The sequence below is a fragment of the Spirochaetota bacterium genome, assembly GCA_034190085.1.
In the GTDB taxonomy this organism is placed as follows: domain Bacteria; phylum Spirochaetota; class UBA4802; order UBA4802; family JAFGDQ01; genus JAXHTS01.
The window spans coordinates 21490-44431 of the sequence record JAXHTS010000023.1; the positions used below are offsets into that span (position 1 = coordinate 21490).

The following is a 22942-nucleotide window of genomic DNA, read 5'->3' on the forward strand; positions in this document are numbered from 1 at the left end:
AGCTCCACCTAATATATATTTATTCACAAATCTACTTTAACATTTCATATATTATAAATAGATATTGTTTTTATATAATAATTACTCAATTGTAAATGTGTTGAAACTACAAATTAGGGATACTATCCAAACACATTTACATATAATGCACTTTATCAGCCTTCAGCAAGGCTTCGACAGCTTTTGGCACTTCCAAAGGGATGATAAAATCCTCCACATTTGATTTATCATCAATGTTACTGGCAAATCCGTCAATAACATGAAAAGTACCACAGGAAGCAATTGTCACTCCAAGCTTACTGCTTAAGAATATTGCAAGCTGCTCAAGATTATCAGGTAAATCAGAGGCAGAGAGACCGTCAATTTGACCAGATAATAGTTCTTTTACTGAACTCTGAATAGCAAATTTTGCTAGTTCTCCTTTCTTGCTCATGCTTACACCTTGTGGGCCATAATATACCGTAACATTATCAATTTTTTTCACCTGTTTTGCAACAAAAGCAATTACATAAGCGGCATATTGATTATAGGGTTTATCTGCTCCACTATTTACAAATATCAATAAATCTTTTACTTCTGTCATATTCTTCTCCTAATTTATTATATTTTTTCTTATAGTTATTGATAGTATCCCTTTATTATATTGAATTCATTTCTTCTCAATTTCTGATAAATCTATAACCTCGATTTATTATAATAATTATATTATATTTATTTTAATATAAACATATTTAATCGATATTCCTTCATCGGCAATTGAGAAGTTTATAACATCACCATTCATTATATCTGAAGTAATATTTAGCTTAACTAATTTAACTCTCCCTAAAATCTCAATTGGTATAACTTTTTCTGTACCATAAAGCGCTTCGTCAGTAGTAATATTTATTTTATATATAATTTTATCATCAAAGATGAAGTTCCTTGACCTGCCAGTTCGGAAAGCACAACCCCTGTCATACTTCTTTCTTCTATGGCATCCCTTCCTACCGTAAAAGGCGGGATCAGATTTTATATCATTTCTATGTCTAAAACTGGTTGCATTTTCATCTGAATTATGCTTCCAAAAGTTGCTATACTCAATTTGATCGTATAACTCTTTTTTTTTAGAATCACCCAATACCGCATAGGCTTCATTTAACTCCTTAAATTTTTCTTCTGCATTGGCATCCATTTTATTTTGATCAGGATGATACTTAAAAGCTAACTGTCTATATGCCTTTTTTATATCCTGCGCTGACGCATCCCGCTCTAAATCTAAAACTCGATAATAATCTATTATACTCATTTAAAATATTAAGATAACTACAATTATTTGATCATTCTGTAAGATATTTATTTATATCATCAGCCATCTGATGACCTATTATTGTTATATTAAGCTCTTTTATTTCATTCAATTTCAATAGAGAGTTTTTAATATCATGGGCTAAAGAAAAAACCAATGGACAGATAGAGGATGAGGGTTGTATTTCAAAAGAGACTTTTGCATCTTCAGTCACAATAAGATTCTTAATCAATCCCATACTTATTACATCTACCGTGGTTCCTTGATCTTTAATTTGTTTCAATTTTTCTACTATTTTCTTTCTAAGTTCCACTCTCTTTTTATTCCCTTATATTCTTCTTTTATCATTAGCATTACCAATACTCAGACTATATGACCACATATAGAAGCCTTTCAATTTTCGACTTAATAATTTCCTCGGGCACAGCTCCGACGATCCCATCAACATTCTCGCCATTCTTGAAAAACATCAATGTTGGTATGCTCATTATTCCATATTTGCTGGCTGTATCTCGAGCTTCTTCAATATTAACCTTACAAAACTTGACTTTATCATTATAGCTCTCTGATAGCTTATCAACTACTGGGGATACCCTTTTGCATGGGCCACACCATGACGCCCAAAAATCAACGAGGACAGGCAAATCTGTTTTTAATACTTCTTTCTCAAAATTTTGATCTGTAATTTCGATTACCATCTTAATTCTCCTCATTTATTGATCTTGAAAAGCTATCTCAAATAGCTTTAAATTTTTGGAGAGATTGCTCTGCGGCCAACGCAATTGGCTCAGCGCTAGGTTCTGAAGATAAATCAGGATGAGCGGCACACATTATAGTGGTGAGATCTGAAACGGTCGCTTCACTTCTAATCGCATAATTGATTGTATCTATCTCCTTCATAGGGGCCTCACTATCACTAAGTATTTGCCCACCAATCAATTTTTGAGAATTTTTATCAAAAACTAACTTCAGTGTCCAGGGGATCTGCCCCTTAATCATTTTGTGTTTGTTTCTTGACTCAACTACAGAGCTTACTGTTTTAATGCCTTCCTTGTTGGCAAACTCCTCAATCAGACCAACTGAAGCTATAGATTTGTCAAAAAGTTTAACCGCTAAATTATTTAATACACCAGGGAATTCGATATTATAGCCGGCAAGTTGTTTCGCTACCAATCTTCCTTGAATAACGGCGGTGGAGCGATTTTGACCAGGAATAGGTTTTTTTGTAATAGGGCTTTCCATTTGCACGCAATCTCCAGCGGCAAAGATGTCTGGATTTGAGGTTTCCATAAATTTATTCACTTTTATCCCAATATCCCCCAATTCCAAACCAATTTGTTTTGCCAATTCTAAATTGGCCTGAACTCCAATTGAAAGAACAACCATATCCGCGGGAATGATTTCCCCTGTAGAAAGCTCCACACCTGATACAAATCCATCTTTCCCAATGATTCTTTCCACTCTATTTCCCAATTTTAGCCTGATCCCTTCCTGAGTAAGATACTCCATAAGCGTGAGCGCCAACTCACTGTCTAACATTGGAGGAAGTGGACGATCAAGAAATTCGACTACAGTTATATCCAAAGATGGCCTTGTTGTCAAAAGCAGCGTTCCTAATTCTAATCCAATAGCACCGGCTCCAACAATGATCATTTTTTTTACACTTCTTTCTTCTATAAATATTTTCATTTTCTCCGCTTCTGGAGTGCTTCTCAAGGTGTACACGCCCTCAAGATCTCTTCCAGGAAAAGGGGGAACCTTCGGTTTTGCCCCAGTCGCTATCAATAGCTTATCATATGAAAGAGAATCGCCATTTTGTAAGGTAAGAACTTTTTTTCTTGTATCCAATGCGGTGACCTTATTTATTAGGGATTTAATCCCCCTTTCCTGAAAAAAAATTTTATCTGGATTGATAATAGATTCGACAGTAGCCAGACCGGCTACAACATGTGGCAATGCTCATCTTACAATAAAATAAGGCTCTATACGGATAACTGTAACTTCAAGATTGGGATTTAATTTCTTTGACAATATGGCGGCAGGTGCTCCTGCTCCTCCACACCCTATAACAATAAATTTATTTATTTGTGACATCCTATTCCTCCTACTCTCTACATCTTAGGATTGTAGATTTTTAATACGGAAACAGTCCAAATTAAAAATGTCTATAGCTCTCTTAATTATTATACTAATTATTCCTAATTCTTAAAAATGAATTCATCATAATGTTATAAAGCGCATTAGAAAAAACATTCTTCACAAATTTCTTCAATTTGAGCCTTTGTTTGAATACTCGTTGTGGCATGCACAATCTTTTGATTACGATAATATACTGTGAATGGTAATCCTCTAAAACTACTGCATTCTTTTGCTTTTTTTATTGGAGAAGCGGCCTCATTATCAAATTCTACAACGCGAAATTGAATATGCTTATATTTATTCACTAATTCCAAATGCTCCATTACTTTATAAACAGGGATACACATTGGTCCCCATCTACCCGCACAGACTACCAGCATATCATTATCGGATAGTGTAACCTCAAAATCCTTTAATGATTCTATATGTTTCAATTTTGTATTCATTCCCATTTTTTTATCTCCATTATTGTGCTAACTTCTATACCTTATGAAACCGCTATAAATAATTTTTGAATCTTATTTCTTTTCCATCCGCACCCCACTATCATTTTACACCTTCCTCTAAGGGTCCTCCAAGCAAACTAATTATTCATGGTCTTCATTACACCTTTCCAAATCCCCTTAACCTCTTCGGTTACCTCTCCACAGTCATACTCAACTACAGATTTTTTGTTTATCATGGCTTTTGTTACCTCTGGATTGTAACTTATCTTCCCCGCTATCTGCAACATGTTTTTCGAACAATATTCCTCTATCTGTTTTGAATTATATAAATTAATATCATATTTATTTATGCATACCAATGATGGAATATTAAAATGCTTGGCAACCCCAATTACTCTTTCTAAGTCGTGTATCCCTGACAAGGTAGGTTCAGTAACAACAAGCAAGAGATCAACACCTGTAATTGACGCTATTACTGGACAACCTATGCCAGGAGGGCCATCAACAATAATATATTCAACCTCTTCCCTCTCTGCAATCAATTTCGCCTGCTGTCGCACCAAGGTCACAAGCTTTCCTGAATTATCCTCGGCAATTCCAAGCTCAGCATGAGTCATATATCCATATCGAGTATGAGAGATAAACCACTTGCCGGATATATTTTCTTCCATATTTATTGCGCCCTGTGGACATGCTCTTGCGCATAATCCGCAACCCTCGCATGATATGGGGTCAACCACATAGTCTTTTATAGCATCAAATCTGCAAAGATTTTGGCATTCACAGCATAAAATGCATCTCCCACTGTCTATAACCGCAGTTTTACCTCCATGAAAAACTTCACTCTTCTCTATCTTTGGTTCTAAGATAAGATATAGATCAGCGGCGTCTACATCACAGTCCGCCATCACATGAGAATCAGATAGCGAAGCAAAGGCAGCGGTAATCGTGGTCTTGCCTGTTCCACCCTTGCCGCTTATAATGGTTAACTGCTTCATTTTAGTTAACCTCCTTTTTTATCATATCATAAAGTTGAATAAAATTTTCATTATACTCAGGCAAGGCCTCTAATAATGGGATCCCTTCAGAATATGCTACCGCTATTCGCCTATCCCAAGGGATGGTCATTAAAATTTGTATATTTTCTTCTCTGCAATATTCTTCAACCTCTTCATTCCCGATATCCGCGCAGTTTACTACCACTCCAAAGGGAATCCGCAATTTCCTTATCATCTCTACAGCAAGTTTAAGATCGTTTAAGCCAAATGGGGTGGGCTCGGTCACTAATACGCAGAAATCGCTTCCCTTTACTGATTCCACAACCGGACATGACGTACCAGGTGATGCATCAATTATAACATCTTTGTTATTATGGATAAGCCCTTTAACGCGCCTGATTAAAGGCGGAGCCATCGGTTCTCCAATGTTAAGGATACCGTGGATAAGCTCAATGTTTTGAGAATTCCCCCTTTCAATAATCCCTATCTCTCTCTCAATCTCGCTTATGGCATTCTCTGGGCAAAAATAGCTACATGAACCGCAGCCATGACACAATTCCGGGAAGAATAGAACCTTATCCTTAATCACTACAATGGCATTGAACTCGCAAACCTCAGCGCACTTGCCGCAATATGTGCATTTTGAATCATCTACCTCTGGCACAAGTATACCCACAGACATACGTTCTGCCAATTCAGGATTTATAAATATATGAGCATTAGGTTCTTCAACATCACAATCCAAAAACTGCACACCGCCAAGGGAAAGGGCTAGGTTTACAGCAATTGTTGTCTTTCCAGTCCCGCCCTTCCCGCTTGCTATTGATATTATCATAAATGACTACCCCCTAATCATTGCTGTACCGCACTTGGGGCATTTTTCATCATAGCATGGCACGCCTACACTGTGAGGGACTGTAGCTCCGCAGGATGGGCATCTACAATTACCACTGGGACCAGAGCCTGGTCTGGTCCCTCCCATCCTTCCCATGCGGCTAGCTCCTCCTCCTCTTCCCCTTCCTGTTCCTGAACCGCCACCTCCCGTAGGTCCTGTTCCATCACCTCTTGGCATATAAACCACCTCCTAAATAGTATTCAAATAACAAAAGTTTAGTCTCTTTTTTCAGCCAAATCGTTTATCCTTTTCTCAACATTATCAAGCTCTTTCCTCATCTTTTCCGATTGTTCCTTCAGCATCGCCATCTCTTCATGTTTAGACATATGTGGAGAAGACTGCGTTTGATTTGGAGCCGCACCTGGGCTCATTCCACTACCCATGCCTGATCTCATGCCTCTACCGCTTCCCATTCCAGCTCCAGCGCCCATACCGTAATGCGATGCTACTGAAGGTTCTGAAATATATTGATATTGTCCTTTCTTGAATCCCTCAACTGCCTCTTTTACAGAAATATTTGATAAACCCACAATAATTTTTATGTCGGCTGCCTGAAGGGCACTAAATGCATTTGGACCTGCATTGCCTGTGAGCACAACCTCCACACCTTTATTGGCGACAAGCTGAGCAGATTGTGATCCTGCTCCCCCGCCAGCGCTAATAGATGGATTTTCAATAGATTCAAACTGCATAGTATCTGTATCCAAAATAATAAAGTACTGGGATCTCCCAAACCTTGGATCTACAGGATTATCTAAAGCCGGACCAGAGGATGTAACACAGATTTTCATTTTTTGCTCCTTGAATATACTAAATATTTACTTTATAACTTTTTAACAATACAAGGGTATTGATGATATTTTTGTAATATTTTTTAGCTATTACATTCTTCTGATTTGCCACAGGGGATATCCCTCCCACAACAAGGTGCATCCTTTCCGCATGTGGGTGATTTGAAACTTGTTACTATCGTATCACTCCCCTTCATAATAAAACCACTCCCACCAGTAATCAGACGTTTTACAACCCCACTGCATTCTGGGCACTCTTCAAGCGGTTCCTCTTCCATCCTCTGAAACTGCTCAAATCTATTTTTACATGATAAACATACATATTCATATATAGGCATATATACCCCTTTATATATATTTTAATTATTTACTACCATGTAGCTGATTACCATCTACGCCAGCCTCTTCCTCTTCCCATACCCATGCCTCTCCCAAATCGCGGGGCAAAACCGATGCCGAATCGCGGATATAAAAAAGGATTGGAATACAAGGGTGCATAGGGAATGCCATATCCGCCGTTAAAGGGATAAAGATAAGCTGAAGAAGCATAAACATTGTAGGGAACACCGTAAGCTAATGACCGGTAGCCTGGCATTCGTCCATAAAAACCTAACATAACTGTTACCTCCTTCTATTGTAATATTAATTATAAAGTGCCTGCTATATTAACAATAATACGGTTCAGTTCCTCTAAATCACTCTTATTGGGATGACCTTTAGCTTTTGGCGCGTCAGCAGACCATTCCGGTGGATCTGATTTTTGTTGAATCTTTTCAATAAAATCAGGGCTCATTTCACCTTGACAACTGAATATACCTACGATTTTAGAATCTAAAACCTGATTCTTAGCATAATCCATTGCCTTCAAAACATGCATAGAACCTGTAGCGGCTCCATGTGTGGCAAACAAAAATAAGGATTTCTCCTTAATCTTAGAAAGATATTCCATCGATTCTTGAATCGGTTTTCCGCCTTTTAACCAAAAACCTAGAGCAATAAAGTCATAACCGGAGGGATTCGGAGCCTTATCAATAGGAAAGATATCCTTTTCGCCTGTTAATGCATCGAACACAGTTTGAGCCAATTTGCGCGTATTGCCTGTTTGACTTGAATATACAACCAATGATTTCATAGAATCATCTCCTAATAAATATTATAATAAACCTTCTCTGTATGTTTGATAATATTAATATTGTGATCTTATATATATACTCTTACAACCAATCCTTTATTATTTATAATGATCACTCATGAAACCCATACTTTACAAATCTGCTCATTCATCCCATACTTTTATTTATCACTTCATCTAATAACGGTCTATATGGCTTAATATCCAATAGAGATATGTTATCTTCCTAATAGAATTATTTATATATAACGTTTTTTACAACCGTTATGTAATTTCATAACACACCTTGTATAAACTCAAACGATGCCCGATTATAAAACTGAACTAGCTTTATAATATTAAACACCTCAGGTACTGCCGCTAGAATCGCAAACCGTACCTGGGTTTGTGTTTGAACTGAATAGGGACAACAACTTACGAGGATTAGAAGCATCGCATTTGGGACAGCAAACAGATCTGCCAGATTCGTGATTACTTACTAATTTTTCAAATTTTTCTCCACACTCTCCACACTCAAACTCATATATGGGCATATTCCTTCTCCCTAAAATAAATATGATTATTTTATAATAACTCATTACCCTGATAACTCAATTCGCCTATAACATTAATATTTAAGGGCAGATCATTGACATAACACATATTATCCACACATGTGCAGACTTTATTGCCACTCTATATTTTGCTAATAAAAACAATTTTCTTTTTATCCTGAGTAGATATGCTACTTCATCAGGATTTGGTTCTTCTACTTACTGACCATAATAATGCTATAAAGCAACAAACAAAAATGTGAGTATTTGCGGTATTCATCCCCGCAAATACTCACTATGATAAGGGAGAATAATCTTATTCATTCTCTGCCTTTTCCAATTCATTCAATCTTTTATTGATATCATCCAACGCGCTTTGAAAATAGTCCGCCTGTTCCCTTAAAAATACTTCTTCATTTTCTTGGGTAATTGGAGGATTGACGCCGACATAGGGTGACGCTTCTCCATATCCAGGGACATATCCAAATCTCATCCACCCCGGAAGACCTGTGGCATAAAACATATGCCTAAAGCCTCTGCCACGTCCACCACCACCATAATAACCTCGCCCTCCAACTCCTCGACCTCCCAAGGGATTCATATATCCAGGCATCCCATATCCAGCACAGTGACCTGCGGCCCTGCCTGTCATTGGCCCAAAACCTGCAGGACCTGTTCCATCTCCTCTTGGCATTGTTTTCACCTCCTTAGTCTGATACTGATATATTATTGTTGGCTTAATTCCTTATTCCTTATATTCCTAATTTTAAATTTTATCTATTATTTTCATCCTAATAACATAAATAAAATATTTTTCTATTTGACGATATAATCGCTTCGTCATACGATAAGCACACAATTTAACTTACAATAATATATAAGCATATATTATGCCAAAAGGATATTAATCACTCTATATTATAAAAAAAAAATTATTTTTGAAATTATTAGTATATATAATATATATAAGATTCTATATTATTATTTTAATTTATATATATTGGGTGGTAACATCGCTACTTAAGGCATTTTTGATTAAACAATTTATTATAAAATCAGCATGTAGAAGATTGTGTATTGCAAATTGCAATGCCTTGTGATTGCCACAATTGTAATATGCAATAACCTTTCATTATTATTTGTAGATTAGGCTCAACCATTTATGACAAATACGAACTCTGTTTATAGATAACGGAAAATTTAAATCAATCGTGTTATTGAATTTAAGTACTTAATATATTTATTTCCAAGAATATAATTACTCTAACTATTTAATTTTATATTGACAATAGTTGATTATAAGACGAACCTGATTCAACTGATAACAAGACTCCATTTGGCAGTAGAGTAATATTAAGTATTTATTTCAATAAGAGATTAAATCATAATTAGGAGTATCTTTTTAGATTTGCATTAGGGGTAATGGTGTGATAGCTATTGAAATAACTTATCAAGGAGAAGATCATGAATACAAATTGTGACTGGGAGAAACTAATTCGTAGGATGGAACTTTTGATGAGACTCAAGTCGTTCCCGGTGGCATTTAAACTTCTTAAGGATAAAAAGGAGCTTGCAAATATCCCATTTATTCGACAATTAGAAAATAAGACTACCCTATGTCAGCTAATTAACATAGTGAGAAATTTCGATTGGACCATTGGTGCAACCTTGGATGATTTCATAGGTCCAATCTGTCCCTCCATAATCGGGTTGACTGATGTCCCTGAAATAATAAAGGATGGAACTTTTAGAAGTATTGTATGGACTAAGACCAAAAGGGATGGAAGCAAGTATGAAAATTCCATACCCCGTCTTTCAGTTGGGGAATATGAGGCTGTGGTAATGGCTCCGCTTGTCTATAATCCCTTTGAACCAGATATCGTGCTGATATATGCAAATCCTGCCCAGATGATGCTTCTCATAAACTCGCTTCAATTTGAAGATTATGAGGTTATGGAATTTTTTTGTGTAGGAGAGACTTCATGCGCTGATGCAATAGCCAGATGTTACCTTAGAGAAAAACCTTCACTCACCATCCCCTGTTATGGTGAACGCCGCTATGGTCATGCTCAGGATGATGAGCTTGTGATGGCCATCCCAGCAAATATGATGAATAAAGCGTTGGAAGGGATGGAGGCTTTATATCGCAGAGGGATTCGTTATCCCATTAGTTATGCAGGCGCTCAAACAGATATAACCCATGCATTCCCAGGCTCATATATGGGGATGTCTGGAATGGAAGGCATTATTGGAGAGGATAAGAAAAGCCTACTTCTCGGAGTTACGGGCGGCATTGCCACTGGAAAATCAGTTGTTTCTAAAATGTTAGAAGAATTAGGCGCCCCTGTTATCGATTTTGATATTTTAAGCAGGGTAGTTGTTGAACCTGGTAAACCAGCCTTTAATGAAATTATCTCATACTTTGGGAATCAGGTGCTCGAAGAGGATGGCAAACTGGATCGTAAAAGGCTTTCCAATATCGTATTTCAGGATATGGAAAAAAGAAAAAAATTAGAGAGCTTTATTCATCCCAGGATTGGAGAAGAATTTAATAAGCTTGTACAAAAATACACAGATGATAATCCAAGCGCAATTATTCAGGTTGTGATTCCCCTTTTAATTGAAGTAAATATGAATTACCTATTCGACAAGATAATTGTAGTGTATATTCCTGAGGAGGAACAGTTGAGACGCTTGATGAAGCGCGATAATATTACAGATGAAGAGGCCATGAACATAATGAAATCTCAGATATCCATTGATGAGAAAAAGGGATATGCTGATTACATTGTGGATAATTCCGGTTCATTAGAAGAAACCAGAAGACAGGTGAATGAACTCTGGAAAGGACTGAAAAAACTTCAGAAGGGAAGAGCAGCTTAATGCTGACCATTGAATACATATCTTAACCTCTGATCTTTGGCAATATATTGAATTCTTAGATAACTAAAAATAATTATATTAGCGTTTTCAATGGCAATAATTATTAATTAAATTAAGGATTGTTATAATGACTGTTTCATTTATTCGGAATAAGATAGTGGAGGTTGAACCTCTCCCAGAAGGGGCATTGTCCATAAGCTGGAGATTGACTGATGATCTTCATGATTTTAATATTCAATTAACGGTTCAACAACCAGATTTGGAGATAACTTCAGCAAAGGCAGATGTTAGGCGTTCACCTCATCAAGATGGAGTATCCGCCTTGGAGTTGATCCAGAATGTCATAGGAGTACGTATTGGTCCAGGACTTCGCAAAATTGTGATAGGTCTGATGGGTGGAAAGAAGGGAAACGTTGATCTGACGGAAGGTGTTCTAGAATGCTGTAATGCCGTAATACTTAACTATACACTTCCAGGTATACGTTTGGGAGACAGCATGAAGGATGCCACTGAGGAGGAAAGGATAGCCGGGGCTAGAGCAATGTTAAAATCAAATCCCAGATTGAAGCAAAGCTGCATTGCTTTTGCCGACGACAGCCCAATCATGAAGGGTGTGGATATTTAGGAGAAAGCGGAATGATTACATTTAGTAGAAGTCAGTTGATTAGTGTAGAGAGTGTAAGCAATGAGATATTGCGTTTTCATGGCACTCAGGAGGATCATATCTATTCAATGGAGATCGAAATGGATGTACGCGTGGTTGATGGAGTAATCCTTGCTATAAAGGGTTGGATGAAGCGTTACACAACACCAGTATGTCCAAAGGCGGTGAATATTCTTCAACAAGCCGTGGGAATATCCCTGCGCAAAGATGGATGGACAAACAAAATAATGAGAGAAATAGGTCGAAAGGGATGTCAGCATTTTGCAGAGATCATCAATGAATGCGGACGATGCCTTGATCAGGCCAGATTAACAATCGCCATGAATGAAGCTCGAAACCTAGACCCTGCAATGAATCAAGAAGAGATTGCTAAAGCCTGGTTAACAGATCATTTCGAGTTCCAAGGCTCCCCCCTGGCTCAACGCTAATTTCAGGTACAAGAGATATAAATTATGCGCATTGATCTGCATGTACACACAAGTCCACGATCCCCTTGCAGCAGCATCGATCCATATGAGATGATAATGGAGGCGAAGAGGTTATGTTTGGATGGCCTTTGCCTTACTGAGCACCACTCTTTATGGAATCCTCATGATGTTGATCAGCTTATTAAAAATGAGGATATTAAAATATTCAGAGGAAATGAGATTACCACTAACCAGGGCGACATCCTAATATTTGGATATGAAGGGGAAATCCCTGATGTTATAACCATTCAGGAACTTCATCAGAGGGTAAAAGAGGTCGAAGGATTGATGATTGCCGCACACCCCTTTCGAGGATTTCTTCTTTTCGGTATTGGTCAGCTTCAGATGACGGTGGACAAGGCATGTGAGAGAAGGGTATTTCAGTACGTTGATGCCGTTGAGATCAAAAACAATAAGCTCAATGATGATGAGAATAATATGGCATATCAGGTCTCTCAGCGCTTGGGGCTTCCTGGCACTGCAGGGAGTGACGCTCATCGGATTGATGAAATAGGCAAGTGTATCACAATCTTTGAGCGTGATGTGCAAAATGAACGCGAGCTTATACAAGAGATTTGTGCAGGAAGGTTTGAAATCTCCTCTGCACGATAAGAGGATAGTAATTTACTCCTTAGGGATGAGCTTCATAATATAACCATCATCCTTTTCAGTATACTTAATAAAATTTCCTAAAGGATTAATATTTTTATAATATTCTGATCTAGGATTCTGTGCAATTCCATAGGAAAGGGAAATAGAGGATAATCCTTCAGAAAAAATGCCTGCTAAGCAGGAGACCTCCTCTGCTCTAAGCCCATCCTTTACATTGATTGAGCCCTTACAAATAGTAAAATTTCCTCCATTTACTCTAATGTCCTCAAAATTATTCAGGATTCGAACAAGGAGTGATCCTTTCTTCATCAAAGGGAGTATATAATGTCCATTATGTAGCCTACCCCATTGCCAATCATTCATAATTGGTCCCATCTCTTCATTTAGGAATCTCATGGTTTTTAGGAGCGCTCTATCAAAAATCATATCCCTGTCTTCAATTTTTTCTGTTGTGCTTATATCATCAAATAAATATGACCGGTTTCTGATAAGCAACTCGTAGAAGTTATCAACAATTAAATGATAATTCTCCATCACCATATCTAATGATCCTTCCAACTCATCGCCAATCGTCTCCTTCAACATCACAGCCAAAAGGGTTTGAAAAATTGTTCCTGGCACGGATTGGTCACCCATAAAAAAACTCCAATCATCAAAATAAATCCTGCTTAATTTTGCCGAAGGAAGTGGTATTTCCCTTAAGAGAGATATAAAGAGTGACACATAGCCTTTTGCCAATCCAGAATGTGTATCGCATAACAATCTCTCAATATCCTGTATTTCAATAAACTTATCCTTATTGATAAGCTCTGTTAATCGGTTATAGATCTTTTTATTATCAATGATAGCATACTCCCTAATCAGCCTAGGGGCTTTCTTGAAAATATTACTCCCAATTATAATATTTTCATTTTTGATCAAATGAATGTATTTTGATAAATCTAATATTTTGTAATCCCTATGAGTATCCCGTTTAAACAATTTTTTTATATTATATCTTAATGGCAGCAGACCTGAATAGACTCTCATGGCCTTTTTGGGGAAGGAAAAGAGATGTATTTTTGGCATAGAATGGACATTTTTCAAATGCTGCCTTGCCTCCCAAGGGTTATTGGAAAGTGGGATTTCAAAGAGAGATGAAATGTAATTCTTCCCTGGGAAAATTGACCTGATGGATATAGGGTCGGTTTCATAGTCATCCTTAAACATATCGCTAATGACTGGCCCCTTATCTGTCATCCGGATATCTATGCTAATTTGATGTTCACTAATTTTTCCACCCTTGCCAATCTTAATATCCCGACTTAGTGTCTTAAACTTTTTCCACGATCCCTTTCTAAAGTATCTGGGAATCCCATTCATCTTTTTTATTTTCTCTATACGAAATTCCTGCGTATCTACCTGAAGATTATATACACAAAAGGATAAATTATTATTGTTACCAAAAAAAATAAATGGCAATCCTAAACATGTAATCCCATCAATCTTATTATCATCAATTTCAATAGATAAAGGATACCATTTCGGGTAGACATGCATCTTCTCATTTATCAGAAATCCCATGACCGGTCTGCTATCTATAGTCTTCTTTCCATTAGCATAGATGGCAAAACCCTGTAAAAAGGGACCAAGAAAATCATCCAAAATGAATTTTATCTTTTTTAAAATGAGGATATTCCCTTCATGTTTTTTAGGGTAATTATAGGCCAAAGTGCTGGGGAATAAATTCTGGAGTTGAGGGGAGGTTATACCTGTAGGCATTGGGAATATGAGTTCCCTGTTATTCAAAAATGAATCCGTCCATTCGAATAAAAGGAGTATTGATATCACATCAATACCGGTCCATTCATCATCAGAAAGGAAAAAGAATCTCTTTAAATGCCCTAACCTACCCTTAGACCTATTGATTCCTTTAATGTATGAATTCAGATAGCTTCGATAGGATCTATTAAGATTCTTAAATAACTCATCCGCCCTTCTGGAAAATCCAACCGTAAAGGACAGTTTATCTATTAGAACACCCTTCTCGCCAATGATCTCTGAAATTCTTGCATTAGCAATAGCCCTGAAATATTCCATCAGTGGCAATCCATCCTGAGCATGAAGAAATCCTATAGCATAGTAGGCATCATCAATACTCCCAGCAATTACCATGGGAACGCCACCCCTGCCCCTCTCAATCGTGATATCTGAATTCAGTTCAGTTTCTATGCTACCTTCATAAGAGACAGAACTTTTAATAAGAAAAAAACCTGCCACTATTATCAATAGCAATATAAATGAAATCAAAGATATTACAATCTTCACCCCTTTAGGCATAAGGCTATTTCCATGTTACTGATGAAATAATATCAACCATAATCAGAACTCAAAGTCTAAATCACTAAACCTTTTTTGTATCTCCTTAATAATATTCTGCTCCTCATCAATATCGTTCGCTTCGAAGGTAGCTGAAAATCTTACATAATTTCCAACATCATCCCAAGGAACTGTAGAAACAAGCTTTTCTAAAATGAGAAACTGAGAGAAGTCTTCAGCGTTCTCAAACCTCCTCCCATTCCTGAGACCCTTTGGTATTTTGACATAAAGATAGAAGGTCGCATCGGGCATTGCGACCCTGAATTCGAGATCGGTAAGCATGTCAACCAGATACTCAAGCCTTCGCTTATATTTCAATTTTATCTGCTCTGTGATTTCCGGATGCTTCAGGGCAGTAATTGCCGCTTTCTGGATTGCTTTGAATTGACCGGAATCAAAGTTGTCCTTGACCGAGGCAAAGCTTTTTGCGATAAGCTCATTGCCCGCAACAAAGGCTATACGCCATCCTGTCATATTGTATGCTTTTGAGAGAGAGTGAATCTCAATTCCTACATCCTTAGCACCTTGAATACTTAATAAGGATAAGGGCTGTGAATTGTAGGTAAGAGCTGCATAGGCAGCGTCCTGTACTATTATGATATTATTGGCTAGCGCAAAATCTATTGCTTCTCTGTAAAAGGATTCTGTGGCATTTACACCGGTGGGATTATTCGGATAATTCAATACAAGTATCTTTGCTCTATCTCTTATTTGAAGAGGTATGGAATCCAAATCTGGCAGAAACCGGTTCTCCTCCCTTAATGGGATGTTGTAGACCTCTCCATTATACCATGAGCAGTGAGTCCCCAAAACAGGATAACCAGGAATTGTCATCAATGTGACATCACCAGGATTTATAAAAGCAGATGGAAGCATAGATAAAGCAGATTTTGATCCAATAGCGTGAATCACCTCACTTGCAGGATCTATATCCTTTACATTATAAACCTTATCTAAATATTCTGCTGCTGCTTCTTTGAATTCTTCAATTCCATTATCCGCATACCCCCTATTCTCTGGACTCCCCGCCTCTCTTTTCAGGGACTCTATTACAATATCAAAGGCCTTTTCATCCGGTTCCCCAACGCCAAGATCAATCAATTTAATTCCTGGATTCTTGTTAAGGGCCTCACGCTTTGCTCTCTTAATTTTTTCAAATTTATATAACCTTTCTTCCTTACCGAAAGAACTACCACCAATTCTATCCGCAAATAAGTTCTGAATATATGATTCCATAAATAATACTAGCTCTTTTTAATATCAACCTTTGCTTTAACAATTTCAATTTTTGTAAATGTCTCATCCAATAGAGTGAAGAATCTACTGAATTCACCAATAGCATCAATTCTTGTCTCACCTCTTACGAGTTTTGATACTGTATTAACATCCTCTTTTGAATAAAAGCCCCCTGTAGCATAGATATAACACTCGACCTCTCCCATTTTAGAGGGAACAGAAACAATGATACAGAAATCATAATCAATGTTTCCAGAAATCGTTACATCCTTTACAACTACATCCTCTAATTTTATTAGCTGTTCTCTCAATTCCTCTGTGATCAGATACTTGAAAGCAGGATTATCCGATTTATCCATCAGTTCCTTCTTCTCAATTGCCTTTTCAACAGAAATCTCATCCTTAAACATCCTCAAGTTTTTTAAACTGCCACAGGAGACAATGAAAACTGAGATAAATAATATAGATATTTTTCTCTTCATATCACTTCATCCTCCATAAAATAGTAATTCTATTTACTTATAATTTATACTACAAAATAATATCAACACAATAATGTCAACTTTAATGTACTATTTTAGTAGTACATATTTAGATAACCCATCATCAAGGAGTGAAGTGGAGAAATGGACTCTTAGCTGCCATTTGCATATATATCTTGCCACTTAAAGCATAGTGACAGGCACTACAAAGGCAGGGATCTCATAATGCAGATATGATAGTATGCGCAACTGGATCAGCATAAACGATGTCCTCCTATATGAATAAATATAATAACTTGATGAATTTTTTCCAAAAAATCCAAAATTCATTAATTATATTTTTATTGACTTCCTGCTATTGATACTCTTATGGTTTTCGAGAATTTACAAAAGATGGCGGTCACTATACATGGTGGAGCTATATAAGTAGAGTCAAAGAAAAAATATAGGATAGCGCATAGGCTACCCCTGCATATCTCCACGACCTCACTCAAATTTCTTATATACTGTCCGATGTAATTGAAAACTGTATCAATTATCTCATACTGTATAAATTAGAATGGAGTATAATTATCAAAAATTCTAATGTAAATCGATTCCCTCAAAATGTGATCCTTTGGGGTGGTATAGGTCAAGCAAAACTCGTTAGACCGATTGTTGAATTGCATGGTAGTAATATTGTTGCTGTATTCGACGATAATAATGAAATTCCAACCCCGTTTCCTGACGTCCCGATCTATTATGGATGGGATAATTTCGAGTCATGGATAAAAGAACAGGATAGATCTGAAATAGGTTTCTGTATCGGCATAGGTGGATCAAGAGGAAGGATAAGACTTGAGCTTCATGAAAAAATGCAAGAACTTGGATTATATTCTGTAACAATTGCCCATTCATCTGCTGTAATACCAGATGATGCACAAATTGGAGACGGCTCTCACATCATGGCAGGAGTAATCATAGGTCCTGAGGTGCAGATTGGAAAACAGTGCATAATTAACGCAAAGGCCAGTATTGACCATGAATCAGTTTTAGAAGACGGTGTTGAAATATCGCCAGGTGCAACACTTTGCGGAGGAGTTACAGCTGGCATTAATGTATGGATTGCTGCTGGAGCAACAGTACTACCAGGGATAAATATTGGAAATGATGCTGTGGTAGGAGCTGGCGCTGTTGTTACAAAGGATGTGCCTGAAGGAACAACAGTCGTTGGAGTGCCTTCAAAACCAATAATAAGAAAATAAAGAATTGTAATTTAATTAATTGAGCTGTCCCCAACTGTCGGGCTATGTTGTTTCAATCAGTTCATAATCAGGATTTCCAAATCCGATCTCCTTTGCATAGTCGATCTGAATACGGTAATTGATATTGTGTGCAATCTCCGATAATCTTTTACCGGATTCTTTCTCCACTAGATCAATGGATGCCGCATCAATTGCAACAGGATCATTCGAGATCAGAATGCCAATATCAGGAGAGATATTCTCATATGTGAGCATGCAGTCGCAATCCTTCGAAATATTGAGCAGTGAATTGATATATAGGATCTTGTTTTCATTTGCTCTTGCAACACCCCATGCATGTTCTACAATGTTTTTTTGAACCTCTTCCTGTGAAGCACCCCAGTTATATCTTACAGCGTCAAAACGACATACAGCAAGACACTGGCCGCAACCAATGCACCTCGCCTGATCAATAACAGCGCTGTCCTCCTCCATGGCGATCGCGCTTTCAGGGCACCACTTAACACATAGTTCGCATTTTGTACACTTAGGCTTCTTTATTCTGGGCTTGACTGATGAGTGTTGCTGCATCTTCCCTTTTCTGCTGGAACAGCCCATACCCATATTTTTGAGCGCTGCACCGAAACCCGCCAACATGTGCCCTGTGAAATGGGATATAATAATCATAGCTTGTATCTTCTCAAGCATTGACGCTATTTTTACTTTGGACTGGATTTTACCAGGGATATCAATCTCTGTTTCTTCGTCACCAAAAAGCCCGTCTGACATAACAATGGGAAGGCCAGTATTATCATAACCAAATCCATGATCATTAGCCAATTCTATGTGATCGACTGCGTTATTTCTTCTTCCTTTATAAAGGGCTGTAGTCTCAGTAAGGAATGGTTTTGCCTTTTTCTCTTTGACAAGCTCTCCTATCATGCGGATGAATGGCGGTTTTAAATAACCCAGTTCTTTTTTTTCTCCAAAGTGAGTTTTAATTGCAACCATATCCATTTCAGATATAAAATCGAATAGATTCTTGGATTCAATTATGTTTCTTAAGCTGTTTACACTATAATCCCCATCTCTGGATGTTCTTGTTAAATATACTTTTTCCTTCATAATTTTTGATCCTGTTATAAAATATAATCTTTTAAAGAATGATATTTAATATGAATATCCGATTTATAAGATGCATCATACTTCTATCAAAATTAGTGAGTTATTCTTACATATTTTAAAAGTAAAAGTCAATTCCAAAAGGTTTGATAGATGATAAATTGAAGTGCCCTATTCCAGAAAAAATCTCTATTCAAATGAGTACATATCGCTCAAGCAGGTAAATTGCAAATTTGAACAGCTTTTTATAACATTTTGGTATTATTTAACATTGTTTAATACTCTACATCTGCCAAATTATGATTACTTCTCCCTTTCTGGGGAAAATACCTGGAAATACACTGATTTTTAGGATACCTTTATCTTTGCTCCAACAACTTTTCCTATCTAACAAAATACTCTTAATCCTCCGTATAAATGAATAATCTATTGTCGGCAAATCCTTAAACAATACTCCATTAGAATATGCATAGAAAGGCTTAGCAAATCATTAAATCTATATTACCTAGGTCAGGATGATTATTATCCAAGTAAGAAGGATTATAACCCGAGTCAGAAGGGTAATTTTAATAGAAATCGACCTGTTTTTTCTTATTTTTTTTGATGATTCCTTTGCAATCCACGAATTCAATATCGAAGTGCAACATAGCTTAAATAAATAGTGGCTTCATAAGCCTCTGTAAGGTAAAAAGTTTTAAAAGAAACAAATACCAAATAGGAGTGCTTATGAGATCATATCAACATATATCATTATCAGAACGTCGTGTCATTCAAAAAATGAAATGGAGAGGAGAATCTTTACATTCGATAGCTAAATATTTAGGAAGGAACGTAAGTTCAATAAGTAAAGAAATAAAAAGGAATAAAAGTAAAGATGGATTTTATCGAGCTGTTGAAGCACATACTCGATCAAGAGGACGTCGTTTGAATAAGGATTTGAAGAAGATAGAAAGAAATATAGAATTAATAGATTATATAATTACAAAATTAAAATGGAGTCCTGAGATAATTTCAGGTCGTCTTAAGTATGATTTCCCTTTTTATAAGTTCATGCAAGTATCTCATGAAACAATTTATCTATGGTTATATGAATTATATAAAGAAAAAGGTATTGAGATATATAAACTTCTGCCCCGTAAACGTAGGAAAAGGCGTAAAAGAGAGCAAAAATATCATTCACGTATTTTGATTGAAGGGAAAAAGAGCATTCATACTCGACCATCAGAAGCTGATCATAGAAAAGAGATTGGTCACTGGGAAGGAGATACAATTTCTGGGAGGAATCATGATGGTTATATCGTTACTTTAGTTGATCGAAATTGTCGATTACTTAAAGCTGATAATATGGCAAATAAGGATGCAGATACTTGTACTCGTGCTATTTTTGAAGCTTTTGGCGATATAACAAACGATCAAATCCATACCATAACATTTGATAATGGAACTGAATTTGCACGATTTAAAAACATTGAAGAGGCCTTTGAATGTGACATATATTTTACTGATCCCTATTCTGCATGGCAACGAGGCACTGTAGAACAAACAAATGGTCTAATCCAAAAATTTTTTCCAAAAGAAACTTCATTTTAAAATCTTAGCAAGGAAATTCTTGATATTATTGTTGAAATTATAAATAATACACCAAGAAAAATACTTAATTACCTTACTCCTTATGAAGTCTTTTATGATATAAAACAAGTTGCACTTCGATATTGAATTCGGGAGTGACATCTACATCGGACATTAATTTTTTTTGACATCATTGCAGTAGGTTCACTTGAACCGATGCATCCGACAATTATGAGCTTTTCTCTTTTTTCATCGTTTCTTCTTTAAATATAGATTCTGTGTTATTTATTATTTCTTTGCTTCTTTATAATCATTTCAGCCGCTTTTATTAAAGGATATGCTGTGGGCGGTGCTGTCAGGAGGGGATGGGTCCCTATCTGTGAGGTTAATATATCACTTACCGTCATTCTGTTTTGGATGGCATAACCAATCAAATTGGTGAGTTCCCCTGCTGTTGGACCACCGATAACTTCTCCTCCAAGAATAACTCCGAAATCTACAGATGCAATCAATTTTATAATTTGTTTATGAGTGTCCGGCAACGTGCCGGGATGCTTGTCAATTCCCTCAAATGTCCCACTTACTACATTAAATCCTCTTTCTTTTGCTAGGCTTTCGGTGACTCCGGCAGCCCCAAACGCCGTATCTCCAATGCACGTGCAAAAGATGGCAATCGTACCGCTAAACGATTTTACGATGGAAAGGTTGAATAGATTCATTCCTGCGATACGACCCTCTGCACAGGCGGTTGAAGCCAGCATAACACCCTTTAATGTTCTTGTCAGGAAGCTGTGTTTTCCCGCACAGTCTCCTACGGCAAAAACGTCTATATCCTCTGTTCGCATATATTCGTTTACCTTGATGAATCCCAAGTTATTTATCGGTATGCCGGAATCCTTTGCAAGTTCTGTATTCGGGCTGTAGCCGGTTGAAAGGATTACAGCATCAGCAGTAATTTTTTCTTCATTATTCAAAAGGACAGCCTCGACCTTGCCATCTCCAAGAATCTCTCGAACACCTACACCGGTTCTAATTGTTATACCTCTTGATTCCAAAATTTTTTCAACCTTGATGGCCAGTTCCTGATCAAATGCAAGGCTTAAAATAGTCGGCATCAGTTCAACGATTGTAACATTTTTTCCCGTCTTCTTTAGTTCATCCGCAACTTCGACACCAATGAATCCGCCACCAATGACAATTACATCTTTGCAGTCATCAAGCGTTGCTTTTGCCTTATCAAGATAAACTTTGTCTTTAGGTATTAATATTACGTTTTTTAGGTCTGATCCTTTTAGCCATTTGGGTTTAACAGGTTTTGAGCCGGTTGCAATTATAAGCTTGTCATAGGATATTTCTTCATCATTAGATGTTTTGCAAATTTTGTTTTTGTTGTCAATATGGATCACTTCTCCGATTTTTAAATTTACTCCCGCATTTTCCAGAACGGCATCAGCGATTAAGTTTTTCTCACTGCTTCCCAGTGATTCAAATATATAGGGTATCCCGCAGGGAACGAGGACTTTTTCTTCTTGTCTGATAACCATAAATTCTTTTTCTGGATAAAATGATTTTCCTGTTGTGGCAGCCACAATACCCGCCGCACTGCCACCGATAATGAGAACATCTGTCTTCTGCATTTTTGGGCCTTCTCCTTTTTCCATTATTTTATAAAATATTAATTGTTTATGATAATTTTTTCTATCACAATGTTACCTCGTCCGCATTTTATTTCGGACACATTTTTGCGTTTATTCATTACTAACAATATATATGCCATATAATAGGGATGATTAATTATTAATAATTGATAGGAATAACAATAGGATGTCTTTTAAAAATCAAGCTATTTAAAAACTAATTTGAGAAATTATGCAGGAATTCTATAGGATTATTCACGGAAAGACTTAAATAATACAGAAAATGGTAGAAACTAATGGATTCTAAGCATATATTACTCATAATAAAGGGATTTTTTAATCTATTTGAGCATAGGTCTTCTGCTCTATAGAAATAATTACTGAATGAAGCCGAAAAATTTAAATAAAATTATTAATTTAAATATCATCAGTAAGCCCAGGAGGCGTTTTCCCAGCCTTGACGAGAT

At 36.8% G+C, this 22942-nt stretch carries 27 protein-coding genes; 6 read left to right on the plus strand and 21 right to left on the minus strand.

Going from position 1 to position 22942, the window contains the following annotated elements; genetic code table 11:
• Positions 1-136 precede the first annotated feature (136 nt).
• From SVZ03_04540 to SVZ03_04615, 16 genes are all read right to left on the minus strand, one after another.
• Positions 137-583 (minus strand): hypothetical protein, encoded by a 447-nt coding sequence (locus tag SVZ03_04540; GenBank protein ID MDY6933476.1) that lies wholly within the window; start codon positions 581-583, stop codon positions 137-139.
• A gap of 117 nt (positions 584-700) precedes the next feature.
• Positions 701-1288 (minus strand): DnaJ domain-containing protein, encoded by a 588-nt coding sequence (locus SVZ03_04545; protein ID MDY6933477.1) that lies wholly within the window; start codon positions 1286-1288, stop codon positions 701-703.
• Positions 1289-1319: 31 nt separating this feature from the next.
• Positions 1320-1601, minus strand: a complete 282-nt coding sequence (locus SVZ03_04550; GenBank protein ID MDY6933478.1) for an iron-sulfur cluster assembly protein — start codon at positions 1599-1601, stop codon at positions 1320-1322.
• A 55-nt stretch (positions 1602-1656) separates the two neighbouring features.
• Positions 1657-1986: a thioredoxin gene (gene trxA, locus SVZ03_04555; protein MDY6933479.1), complete on the minus strand. Its 330-nt coding sequence runs from the start codon at positions 1984-1986 to the stop codon at positions 1657-1659.
• Between the two features lie 37 nt (positions 1987-2023).
• Positions 2024-3244 carry an FAD-dependent oxidoreductase gene (locus SVZ03_04560; GenBank protein ID MDY6933480.1) on the minus strand — a complete coding sequence of 407 codons (1221 nt, stop codon included), beginning with the start codon at positions 3242-3244 and terminating at the stop codon, positions 2024-2026.
• Positions 3245-3247: 3 nt separating this feature from the next.
• Positions 3248-3382, minus strand: coding sequence for a hypothetical protein (locus tag SVZ03_04565; GenBank protein ID MDY6933481.1), 135 nt, complete (start codon positions 3380-3382; stop codon positions 3248-3250).
• Positions 3383-3528: 146 nt separating this feature from the next.
• Positions 3529-3879 carry a thioredoxin gene (locus tag SVZ03_04570; protein MDY6933482.1) on the minus strand — a complete coding sequence of 117 codons (351 nt, stop codon included), beginning with the start codon at positions 3877-3879 and terminating at the stop codon, positions 3529-3531.
• Positions 3880-4010: 131 nt separating this feature from the next.
• Complete coding sequence (locus SVZ03_04575) at positions 4011-4871, minus strand: ATP-binding protein (GenBank protein MDY6933483.1); 861 nt, start codon at positions 4869-4871, stop codon at positions 4011-4013.
• Position 4872: 1 nt separating this feature from the next.
• Positions 4873-5706 (minus strand): ATP-binding protein, encoded by an 834-nt coding sequence (locus SVZ03_04580; protein ID MDY6933484.1) that lies wholly within the window; start codon positions 5704-5706, stop codon positions 4873-4875.
• 6 nt (positions 5707-5712) lie between these two features.
• Positions 5713-5943, minus strand: a complete 231-nt coding sequence (locus tag SVZ03_04585) for a hypothetical protein (GenBank protein MDY6933485.1) — start codon at positions 5941-5943, stop codon at positions 5713-5715.
• Positions 5944-5981: 38 nt separating this feature from the next.
• Positions 5982-6557: a NifB/NifX family molybdenum-iron cluster-binding protein gene (locus SVZ03_04590; GenBank protein MDY6933486.1), complete on the minus strand. Its 576-nt coding sequence runs from the start codon at positions 6555-6557 to the stop codon at positions 5982-5984.
• An 83-nt stretch (positions 6558-6640) separates the two neighbouring features.
• The gene (locus SVZ03_04595) at positions 6641-6895 is read right to left on the minus strand and encodes an FmdB family zinc ribbon protein (GenBank protein MDY6933487.1); all 255 of its coding nucleotides are present in this window, start codon (positions 6893-6895) and stop codon (positions 6641-6643) included.
• 47 nt (positions 6896-6942) lie between these two features.
• Positions 6943-7173, minus strand: coding sequence for a hypothetical protein (locus tag SVZ03_04600; protein ID MDY6933488.1), 231 nt, complete (start codon positions 7171-7173; stop codon positions 6943-6945).
• Between the two features lie 30 nt (positions 7174-7203).
• Positions 7204-7689: a flavodoxin family protein gene (locus SVZ03_04605; GenBank protein ID MDY6933489.1), complete on the minus strand. Its 486-nt coding sequence runs from the start codon at positions 7687-7689 to the stop codon at positions 7204-7206.
• Positions 7690-8036: 347 nt separating this feature from the next.
• On the minus strand, positions 8037-8222 hold the full coding sequence (locus SVZ03_04610; protein MDY6933490.1) for a zinc ribbon domain-containing protein: 186 nt from the start codon (positions 8220-8222) through the stop codon (positions 8037-8039).
• Positions 8223-8538: 316 nt separating this feature from the next.
• Positions 8539-8916: a DUF5320 domain-containing protein gene (locus tag SVZ03_04615; protein ID MDY6933491.1), complete on the minus strand. Its 378-nt coding sequence runs from the start codon at positions 8914-8916 to the stop codon at positions 8539-8541.
• A gap of 770 nt (positions 8917-9686) precedes the next feature.
• Between SVZ03_04615 and coaE the strand changes: the two genes are divergently transcribed.
• The 4 genes from coaE (at position 9687) to SVZ03_04635 (ending at position 12848) form a co-directional block, all read left to right on the plus strand.
• A complete protein-coding gene (gene coaE, locus SVZ03_04620) occupies positions 9687-11105 on the plus strand; it encodes a dephospho-CoA kinase (GenBank protein MDY6933492.1) in 1419 nt (472 codons plus the stop codon).
• A 127-nt stretch (positions 11106-11232) separates the two neighbouring features.
• Complete coding sequence (locus SVZ03_04625; protein ID MDY6933493.1) at positions 11233-11730, plus strand: DUF2889 domain-containing protein; 498 nt, start codon at positions 11233-11235, stop codon at positions 11728-11730.
• Between the two features lie 11 nt (positions 11731-11741).
• Complete coding sequence (locus tag SVZ03_04630) at positions 11742-12197, plus strand: DUF2889 domain-containing protein (protein ID MDY6933494.1); 456 nt, start codon at positions 11742-11744, stop codon at positions 12195-12197.
• Positions 12198-12221: 24 nt separating this feature from the next.
• Positions 12222-12848 carry a PHP domain-containing protein gene (locus SVZ03_04635; protein MDY6933495.1) on the plus strand — a complete coding sequence of 209 codons (627 nt, stop codon included), beginning with the start codon at positions 12222-12224 and terminating at the stop codon, positions 12846-12848.
• Between the two features lie 12 nt (positions 12849-12860).
• Here the strand turns inward: SVZ03_04635 and SVZ03_04640 are convergent, their stop codons facing one another.
• Genes SVZ03_04640 through SVZ03_04650 form a run of 3 tightly spaced genes read right to left on the minus strand, consistent with a single transcriptional unit; the run spans position 12861 to position 16924 of the window.
• Positions 12861-15167, minus strand: coding sequence for a penicillin acylase family protein (locus SVZ03_04640; GenBank protein ID MDY6933496.1), 2307 nt, complete (start codon positions 15165-15167; stop codon positions 12861-12863).
• Between the two features lie 42 nt (positions 15168-15209).
• Positions 15210-16442 carry an LL-diaminopimelate aminotransferase gene (locus tag SVZ03_04645; GenBank protein ID MDY6933497.1) on the minus strand — a complete coding sequence of 411 codons (1233 nt, stop codon included), beginning with the start codon at positions 16440-16442 and terminating at the stop codon, positions 15210-15212.
• 8 nt (positions 16443-16450) lie between these two features.
• The gene (locus SVZ03_04650) at positions 16451-16924 is read right to left on the minus strand and encodes a hypothetical protein (protein MDY6933498.1); all 474 of its coding nucleotides are present in this window, start codon (positions 16922-16924) and stop codon (positions 16451-16453) included.
• Positions 16925-17532: 608 nt separating this feature from the next.
• On the opposite strand from SVZ03_04650, the gene SVZ03_04655 reads away from it, so the two are divergent.
• Complete coding sequence (locus tag SVZ03_04655; protein MDY6933499.1) at positions 17533-18168, plus strand: acetyltransferase; 636 nt, start codon at positions 17533-17535, stop codon at positions 18166-18168.
• Positions 18169-18210: 42 nt separating this feature from the next.
• On the opposite strand, the gene SVZ03_04660 is transcribed toward SVZ03_04655, so the two are convergent.
• A complete protein-coding gene (locus tag SVZ03_04660; protein ID MDY6933500.1) occupies positions 18211-19272 on the minus strand; it encodes a DUF362 domain-containing protein in 1062 nt (353 codons plus the stop codon).
• A gap of 723 nt (positions 19273-19995) precedes the next feature.
• On the opposite strand from SVZ03_04660, the gene SVZ03_04665 reads away from it, so the two are divergent.
• On the plus strand, positions 19996-20859 hold the full coding sequence (locus SVZ03_04665; protein MDY6933501.1) for an IS30 family transposase: 864 nt from the start codon (positions 19996-19998) through the stop codon (positions 20857-20859).
• A 260-nt stretch (positions 20860-21119) separates the two neighbouring features.
• Here SVZ03_04665 and SVZ03_04670 read toward each other — a convergent pair whose 3' ends face one another.
• The gene (locus SVZ03_04670; protein ID MDY6933502.1) at positions 21120-22475 is read right to left on the minus strand and encodes an FAD-dependent oxidoreductase; all 1356 of its coding nucleotides are present in this window, start codon (positions 22473-22475) and stop codon (positions 21120-21122) included.
• Between the last annotated feature and the right edge of the window lie 467 nt (positions 22476-22942).